Annotated in this window: 9 protein-coding genes; 4 read left to right on the forward strand and 5 right to left on the reverse strand. The window is 40.2% G+C overall.

Annotated features, from left to right (window positions below; genetic code table 11):
- Window positions 1-166: 166 nt before the first annotated feature.
- The 3 genes from H6G76_RS30740 to H6G76_RS30750 all read left to right on the forward strand — a co-directional run bounded on the left by H6G76_RS30740 (window position 167) and on the right by H6G76_RS30750 (window position 2899).
- Window positions 167-700, forward strand: a complete 534-nt coding sequence (locus tag H6G76_RS30740; protein ID WP_190709414.1) for a DUF421 domain-containing protein — start codon at window positions 167-169, stop codon at window positions 698-700.
- A gap of 153 nt (window positions 701-853) precedes the next feature.
- Window positions 854-2149 (forward strand): adenylosuccinate lyase, encoded by a 1296-nt coding sequence (purB, locus tag H6G76_RS30745; RefSeq protein WP_190709416.1) that lies wholly within the window; start codon window positions 854-856, stop codon window positions 2147-2149.
- 189 nt (window positions 2150-2338) lie between these two features.
- Window positions 2339-2899: a DUF4126 domain-containing protein gene (locus tag H6G76_RS30750; protein ID WP_190709418.1), complete on the forward strand. Its 561-nt coding sequence runs from the start codon at window positions 2339-2341 to the stop codon at window positions 2897-2899.
- An 85-nt stretch (window positions 2900-2984) separates the two neighbouring features.
- Here H6G76_RS30750 and hemH read toward each other — a convergent pair whose 3' ends face one another.
- On the reverse strand, window positions 2985-4151 hold the full coding sequence (hemH, locus tag H6G76_RS30755) for a ferrochelatase (protein WP_190709420.1): 1167 nt from the start codon (window positions 4149-4151) through the stop codon (window positions 2985-2987).
- 93 nt (window positions 4152-4244) lie between these two features.
- Between hemH and H6G76_RS30760 the strand changes: the two genes are divergently transcribed.
- The gene (locus H6G76_RS30760; RefSeq protein ID WP_190709422.1) at window positions 4245-4868 is read left to right on the forward strand and encodes a class I SAM-dependent methyltransferase; all 624 of its coding nucleotides are present in this window, start codon (window positions 4245-4247) and stop codon (window positions 4866-4868) included.
- Window positions 4869-4939: 71 nt separating this feature from the next.
- On the opposite strand, the gene coaBC is transcribed toward H6G76_RS30760, so the two are convergent.
- The 4 genes from coaBC to H6G76_RS30780 form a co-directional block, all read right to left on the reverse strand.
- The gene (coaBC, locus tag H6G76_RS30765) at window positions 4940-6172 is read right to left on the reverse strand and encodes a bifunctional phosphopantothenoylcysteine decarboxylase/phosphopantothenate--cysteine ligase CoaBC (protein ID WP_190709424.1); all 1233 of its coding nucleotides are present in this window, start codon (window positions 6170-6172) and stop codon (window positions 4940-4942) included.
- Between the two features lie 62 nt (window positions 6173-6234).
- Complete coding sequence (locus H6G76_RS30770; RefSeq protein WP_062297109.1) at window positions 6235-6447, reverse strand: DUF2555 domain-containing protein; 213 nt, start codon at window positions 6445-6447, stop codon at window positions 6235-6237.
- Window positions 6448-6600: 153 nt separating this feature from the next.
- A complete protein-coding gene (locus tag H6G76_RS30775) occupies window positions 6601-7221 on the reverse strand; it encodes an alpha/beta hydrolase (RefSeq protein WP_190709436.1) in 621 nt (206 codons plus the stop codon).
- 176 nt (window positions 7222-7397) lie between these two features.
- On the reverse strand, window positions 7398-8504 hold the full coding sequence (locus tag H6G76_RS30780) for a toll/interleukin-1 receptor domain-containing protein (RefSeq protein ID WP_190709426.1): 1107 nt from the start codon (window positions 8502-8504) through the stop codon (window positions 7398-7400).
- Window positions 8505-8663: the final 159 nt, after the last annotated feature.

Raw genomic sequence — 8663 nt, forward strand, 5'->3', positions numbered from 1 at the left:
GATAGGCAATAGGCAAAAGTAAAGAATGCAGGTAACAATACACTGATTTTTTTTAAATCAAATATGATTCCTGTAGCAGTTTTAAATCATTTGTGAACAATAAGATTCCCGACTTCTTTAAGAAGTCGGGAATCTAAAGACCGTACATGAATAGAAAAATCTACACATGGATAAATGGTTCTATATCGATTGGGCTGCGATTTTTGTTCCTAGTATCAGCATTTTTGAATTAATTATTAGAGGATCTCTAGTTTATCTGGCGTTGTTCACAGTCTTACGCTTCCTTCCTAGCCGACAGATAGGAACCCTGGGAATTACTGATGTACTCGTGGTTGTGTTGTTCGCAGAAGCGGCTCAAAACGCAATGGCCAGCCACTATACATCAATTACTGAGGGTGGCATTCTGGTAGGAACAGTGATTTTTTGGAGTTACTTTCTTAACTGGTTGGGTTACAAACTTCCTAAGTTTCAGAAGTTTCTTAATCCGCCGCCGCTACTGTTGGTGAAAAATGGTCAAATGATTCATCGACATCTAGAGAAAGCGTTAATTACAGAAGATGAGTTGATGAGTAAGTTACGTCAGCAAGGAGTCGAATTTTTGGCTGAGGTGAAATTAGCTTATATGGAAGCTGATGGTGGTATCAGTATCATCACAACCGACACAAAACCTCTTTCTCCAGCTAAACAAAAAGTAAAGTAAGAGGGAATGGGCAATAGGGACTTGTATATTCAGAAGGAAACAGAAAATAGGTTGTTTTTTGCTGTTACCTGTATCCTGTCTGCTGTTTCCTTCTTGTTGAATATCTAGGCGAATTAGAATGTAAAATATGACAGTTGTATTCTGCCGCGAACGTTGATTGAGCGTTATACCTTGCCCGAAATGGGCAACCTGTGGACTGAATTTTATAAGTTCAAAACCTGGCTGCAAGTAGAAATTGCAGCTTGTGAAGCCCAGGCTGAACTCGGTTACATCCCCTCTGATGCAGTTGAAGAAATTAAAGCCAAGGCTAATTTTGACCCCAAGCGGATTCTAGAAATTGAAGCAGAAGTCCGTCACGATGTCATCGCTTTCTTGACAAATGTCAATGAATATGTTGGTGAAGCTGGACGTTATATTCACTTAGGTTTAACAAGTTCAGATGTACTAGATACAGCATTGGCACTGCAACTAGTTGCTAGTCTGGATGTATTATCCCAACGCCTAGAAGATTTGATTGGGGCAATTCGCCAAAAGGCGCGAGAACACAAGCATACAGTGATGATTGGTCGATCGCATGGTATCCATGCTGAACCAATCACCTTTGGCTTTAAGTTGGCTGGCTGGTTAGCCGAAGTTTTGCGACACCAAGAACGCCTGAAGATTCTCCGCGAAACCATTGCCGTCGGAAAAATTTCGGGTGCGGTGGGAACCTACGCGAATATTGAACCGCGTGTAGAAGCGATCGCTTGTCAAAAACTTGGGCTGAAAGCGGATACAGCCTCTACTCAAGTAATTTCGCGCGATCGCCACGCCGACTACGTGCAGCAGTTGGCTTTACTAGCTGCATCTATTGAACGGTTTGCCGTGGAAATTCGCAACTTACAAAAAACAGACGTTTTAGAAGTTGAAGAATTTTTCGCCAAAGGTCAAAAAGGTTCGAGTGCGATGCCGCACAAGCGCAACCCCATCCGTTCTGAACGGTTAACTGGGATGGCGCGGTTGGTGAGAAGTCATGCTGGTGCAACTTTAGAAAACGTGGCTTTGTGGCATGAACGGGACATTTCCCATAGTTCCGTAGAACGTGTAGTATTGCCAGATGCCTGCATTTTGACGCACTTCATGTTGGTAGAAATCACCGACTTAGTGAAAAACCTGCTGGTATATCCTGAGAACATGGCGCGAAATCTCAACTGCTATGGCGGTGTAGTTTTCAGCCAAAGAGTATTACTTACCTTAGTAGACAAAGGATTGAGTCGGGAAGAAGCGTATGCGATCGTGCAGCAAAGCGCGCACGCCGCTTGGAACAAGCCAGAAGGCAATTTCCATGCTTTGATTAGTCAAGACCCGCGAGTCACCGAAAATTTGTCGCCCGCAGAAATTGAAAAGTGTTTTGACCCACAACATCATCTCCAACATTTGGAAACAGTTTACCAACGGTTGGATATTTAGTTTATTACCTCCAAAAAGGGGGGAATGAACTAGCTATGCTGAGGCAAATTTTATTTAGTGGGGTGCGTTGCCTAAGCGACAACGCACCCCACTGACTTGACTCAACGAATAATTTCGATATCTGCTGGAATTACTACAAATAGTGGGTAATCTAAATAACAAATATTTGTTTATTTATAGATTGTCCTAATGATTGAAATTCTTGCAATGCTTTCTGCTTCTGCGGCAGCAGGAATGAGAATCGGCATACCTCTATTGATAATTGGACTCTTGCAGGGCAGCAACTTGTGGTCGCAAACGCCTATCTTATCTCACATTTCCTCACCGATATTATTAGGCTGCCTCACTAGTTTGTCTCTATTAGAATTTTTTGCTTCAAAAAAGCTGCTGGGGCAGAGAATTATGCAAGTAGTTCAGTTATTCTTATCTCCTCTTGTCGGGGCAATAATGGGATTAGCAGTCGCTTCTGCAACTGCAACACCTAATTGGTTAATTGCTTTAATTGGTGGTTTGTTAGCTTTAGTATTACAACTAGTACAAATTGGGTGGTTTTATCGCTTGCGAGGCCTACCTTTGTGGGCAGTATTTTTGCAAGATACCTTATGTATTGCTTTGGTGTTATTTGCCTTTGATGCTCCCTGGCAAGGAGGACTAATTGCTTTAATACTACTTTGGTTTGCTGTACGTAGTGCTAAACAATGGTATGACTGGCGTTTTAAAAGTCAAGTATACGTCAACAAAAGTTATTGAAAAAATCAGAGGAAACCGAAAAATTAGGAGTCAGAAACTTATTTATCCTGACTCCTGAATTGACCTGTTATTGATTTTTAATTTGTTACTGCAAAAGTCCGATCATATGTAACAGACCACGACCAGTAATTAGCTCAATAATTAAGGCAATAAAGCCTAACATGGCAATTCGACCATTCCACACTTCTGCGCTTGTAGTCATACCCCATTCCCAACTTTCTGGCGGGTACATCTTCACTCTTTTTTTCATTTGGGCTGCTTGTGACAGCTTGAAGTTGGGTTGTTGCATTGCCTCAATTACGAGGTCTGCCAATGCTCTAATAAATACTGGATGAGTATTAGGTGCAGGTACGCGACGGAAGTTGTGAATTCCTGCATCTTCGGCAATTTCTCGATATTCAATGTCAATTTCTTGCAATGTCTCGATGTGTTCTGAGACAAAACTAATAGGTACAACAACTAAATCTTTCACGCCTTGTGTGCCTAATTCTTTGAGCGCATCTTCAGTATAAGGCTGCAACCATTCTACAGGGCCGACACGGCTTTGATAAGCCAAGGTGTGAGCATTAGGACGATTGAGGGTCTGCATGATTAAGTATGTGCATTCCTCAATTTCTTGCTGATAGGGATCGCCTGCTTCTTCAACGTAGCTTTTGGGGACACCGTGCGCGCTAAAGAAGATATGCACGTCATCAGGATTAGGAAATTGGTCTATTTCTTGAGCGATGAGTTCCGCCATCGCTTGCAGATAGCCTCGCTGTTTATACCAAGAGGGAATGACAGTGTATTCCAGACGTTGCAGTTTTGGGTCTTCTTGCCAAAGTTTTTCTAATAGCCGGAAGCTAGAACCACTGGTACTGATAGAAAATTGCGGATAAAGAGGCAAAATGACTAGTTTTTCGATATCATCTTGCGTCAGGTGGGCGATCGCTTCTTCTGTATAGGGATGCCAATAACGCATACCTACGTAGATGTTAGCTTCTTGTCCTAAATCATTCAACTGTTCTTTTAAGGCTTCTCCTTGCGCTTCTGTAATTCGCCGTAAGGGAGAACCACCACCGATTTGCTTATAATTTTCTTGAGATGTTTTCATGCGCCGTGACGCAATAAACCACGCTAGGGGTCTTTGCAACCAGCGAAATGGTAGGCGAATGATTTCGGGATCAGAAAATAAGTTGTACAAAAATGGCCCAACATCTTCTAACTTATCGGGGCCACCGAGATTGAGTAATAAAACGCCTACACGACCCATAGCAGTTATTTTCCCCCAACCTTTTCAGATTTTTTACTAATGTTAACAATATATCTTTATTAAATATAAAGCTTAACAGTCAGGAATGATGCAATGGCAACAATTTTACGAGATTTAAGTTACCAATATCAATGGTTGTATGATGCTATTTCCCGCGTAGCTGCTATCAGCGTCGGTGGTGAAACCCGTTTTCGTCAACTTGCCTTACAAGGCTTAACAATTAATTCAGATACTCAGGTATTAGATTTATGTTGCGGTAGTGGACAATCTACACAATTCTTAGTAAAAATTTCACAAAATGTAACAGGATTAGATGCCTCACCGAAATCTTTGCAACGGGCAAAACATAATGTCCCCCAAGCCGCATACGTGGAAGCTTTTGCAGAGAAAATGCCTTTTGCAGAGAATACCTTTGATGTAGTGCATACTAGTGCAGCTTTACATGAAATGCAACCTGAACAATTACGACAAATTCTTCAAGAAGTTTATCACGTCTTAAAACCAGGAGGAGTCTTTACATTAGTAGATTTTCATGCACCAAATAATCCCATATTTTGGCCAGGAGTATCATTGTTTTTACTATTATTTGAAACAGAAACAGCTTGGCAGTTAATCAAAACTGATTTGTCAGGTTTGTTAAAGGAAATTGGCTTCAATATAGAGAAGACACAACTTTATGCAGGTGGGAGTTTACAAGTAATTCAGGCGAAGAAATAAACTGCATTTTCGAGCAATACAATTTACTTAAAACTAAAACTCTCTGCGCCTCCGTGTGAGGCAAGAAAAAATCAACCATTTCTACCCATCACAAAATCAAATAAATGATGCGCCATTTCTAATTTAGAACAATGGGCAATTTCTAATTGATGACCTTGCCCATCTAAAAATACGGCTTGATTATTGTTACTCCCAAAACCACTATCAACTTTATCGATAGGATTAGCAACAATTACATCTAATTTCTTCGTCTGCAACTTCTCCTTTGCTGGGGTAATAATATCTCCAGTCTGTGCAGCGAAGCCAATTAATAACTGATGTTGTTGTTTGAGTTTTCCTAGTTGAGCAACAATATCAGGTACAGGTTCTAAGGGTAAAGCTTGGGGGAGCGATCGCTTGGGCAATTTCTCTGTACTATAGTCTTTGGGCTTGACATCAGCTACAGCTGCCGACATCACAATCACATCAGCATTAGGTAAGTATTCCAGCATTACCTGTTGCATTTCTTCGGCTGAGATGACGGGTATTGCTTGCACACCCAACGGTACATCCCAACTAGCTACGCCATGTACTAAAGTAACATTTGCGCCACGGTGTAATGCGGCTTGCGCTAACGCCAAACCCATCTTCCCGGTAGAAGGGTTTCCAATAAATCTTACTGGGTCGAGATACTCTCGCGTTCCCCCAGCACTAATTAATATGCGTTTACCGACTAAATCTCGCTTACCGCCAGTATGTAATAAAGATTGAATGCGAGTGACGATTTCTGAAGGTTCCGCCATTCTACCAGCACCGATGCGATCGCACGCTAATAAACCTGATGCTGTACTCATCCCATGATAGCGGCCGTCTGTTAACAACTGTTGCCAATTGCGTTGCACCGTCAACTGTTCCCACATATCGGTATTCATTGCTGGTGCTAACAGCACAGGACAAGTTGACGCTAACACAGTATTCGTCAGCAAATTATCAGCCATCCCGTAGGTTAACTTAGCTAACGTATTCGCAGTTAAAGGCGCAATTACAATTAAATCTGCCCATTCACCCAACTCAATATGCAACGGACGAGAGTGAGTTGGTTGCCAAAAATCATTATCTGTATAGGCAGGGTGACGGGAAAGAGTAGCTAAAGTTAAAGGTGTAATAAATTCCTGGGCTGAATGGGTGAGAATAACTTTAACTTCCACCCCACTTTTAAATAGCGTCGAAACCACCTCACAAAGCTTATAGGCGGCGATGCCGCCGCCTACACAAACAAGAATCCTTTTTTTGCGATTTTCGCTTGGAGACTGAAGATTAGACATCAGAAGAAAAGATGAAGCCTGAAATTAATTTCATACTTCATACTTTATACTTCAGACTTCACCTAAGCTTCATCGTAAGGTTCTAAATCTAAGAGGTAGATATAGGGTTCCACTAATTCTGGACGCTGAAAGGCGATCGCTCGCAGTAGATGCCAATCGTTCAAACCTTCAAAAGCATTGCTATAATTATCAAGTTCCAGACGCGTAGCTAAATCTTCCACATCTGCTGCGGTCATGGCAGCTATTTCATTCCTGGAAATGCCTAGAGTCTTCATAATGCTTGCCCCTCCCTTATGCAGCATTTGCATTCAGCTTGGGTAAAGTTGCGCTTGACGCAACCACCCAATCTATATTACTCATTAGACGGCATTTCTTTCGTAAAAATTTGCATGATTTTTACCATAACTGTAAAAAATTTGTATTTCAGGCTACGCAATTATCTTTAAAACGAAATTTCGTAACGCATCTAACATTTGCAGATTAATTTCATGCCCCGCCTCAAATTGTATGTAATCTACCGCAAATCCTAGAGATTGCAAAGTTTCTCGCGTTTTTATGGCTGCTGACAAAGGCACAACTTCATCTCTAGTACCGTGCATAACCAAAGTTGGCGGAATCTCCTTTTTCCCCGTCGGTACAGCATCAGGATGTAAATAGCCACTCATCACTGTTAAGCCAGCTAGAGGTAACTTTAACCCCACTTCTAAAGTCATCGCCCCACCTTGAGAAAAGCCACACAAAATCGTCCGCGATAAAGGTACGCCAGTGCTGCTTTCTAAAGATTGCAAAAATTCGGTTAGTAATTGCCGACTTTCAGCTAAACCCAGATACATATTCTCATTTCGCAATTCATACCATGCCTTGCCAACCGAAGAATAAGGATGGGGATATGGTGCATTAGGGAAAATAAACTGGTAAGTAGGTAGCTGGAAATAAGGTAATAAAGATGCCACATCCTCAGCATTAGCGCCCCAACCATGCAAAGCGACAATTAAGCCAACGGGGGGCTGAGAATTAGCAGGGGGGATATTGATAAATTGTAAAGACAGATGCTTGCTCCTCAGATTTACTCTTCTAGAAAATTTTATATCTAGAAGTCAATGATGAATCACTAATACTACAATGTTTGTATGTATTTATTCTTAAGTATGCTTCCTTTACTTAGTGATCATAGGAGAGTAAGCTCATAACTCACACAAACAAATATGTAAAAACATCTTAATTGTTAGTTATTACAAAAGTTATTACATTTACGAATTTGTGCCATCAATCTAATATATGTTGCATTTCTATTGGGCTTTCCTACAGGTTCTACTTTTAGTATTACTAGCTTGTCACCTCTTTGTAATACATCAATTTTTGTTGAAGAAGAAGATTTTCCTTTTTTTAAATTCACTTTATACCTAACAGTTACTATTGTGCCTGGTGATGGAACATTAATAGAAGTAATACTAGGTGATTCTAAAACGTTTTTTGGTTTATTAATTAGTGTTTTTTTTATAAAGACACCACCAGAACTATTTTTGACCATACCTAACCATATCCATCCAGTAGGATTTAATTTTTGGGATAGTTCTGGATTAGAATTAGGTTTTGGTAAAAAACTTCCAGGTAAATTTGATGAAGGAGCTTCTAGAACATCATATTGTTGATAGGTTGAGCTTATAAATACAAGAAATGCTATAAATATAAGAATTAATCTTAGTGGTATCTTGTTTACTCTACGATACCTACGATAAGTTGGGTATTTAAATAAAAGGTTCCAAAATCCTCTTATTATATATACACAAGCATTGCCGATAAGCTTGAAAATAGATATTACAACTGGACTAGCTTGCCGAGAATATTTCTTAATATGAAAGGTAGGGTCGTTAAGTTCTTCGGCTGCTTCTTTAATACCTTCAGCAATATTAACAAAAGCGTTATCATACGGTTTCCAAGAAGTAACGGGTATTTCACCTTTGGGTAATGCTTGGAGGTTATCTAATGCCAGTTTCCAAGTATTAAGAACAGGACGAAGGAGAATAGGAATGACACGAGATTTCCTAGCCCTATGCTGTTGCATAGCCTTTTTTATTACAACTTCCCAGTGATAATCGGAAGCAATAAAATCCGAACTAATTAGCACCAAAATTATATCAGCCGTTTTTAATTGATTATCATTCTCTACTTCCCAGTCTTTTCCAGGGCTAATCATACCTTTGTGCCACTTAGTAATAACACCCTGCCGTTCCAAACCTCTAAGATGATTTTCTAGTTTTTGCCGCATTTCTTCATCTCGAACAGAATTGGAATAGCAGTAAAAGACTTTGACAAGCTTAGTTGCCGACATTGACCTTATACCTATTAACCTCAAGTAATGATTACGTTTCTGTTGAAAAATATTTTCTGGCTCTCCCAGACTAGATATGATAAATTAGTAGCAGAAATACCAATTGAGTAGAATTCTTCTTCTAAAATTATCAAAGTTAGTTAAACCATAAGCTCTTCT

Origin of the sequence: Nostoc sp. FACHB-152, assembly GCF_014697475.1 — a bacterium.
Taxonomy (GTDB): Bacteria; Cyanobacteriota; Cyanobacteriia; order Cyanobacteriales; family Nostocaceae; genus Nostoc_B.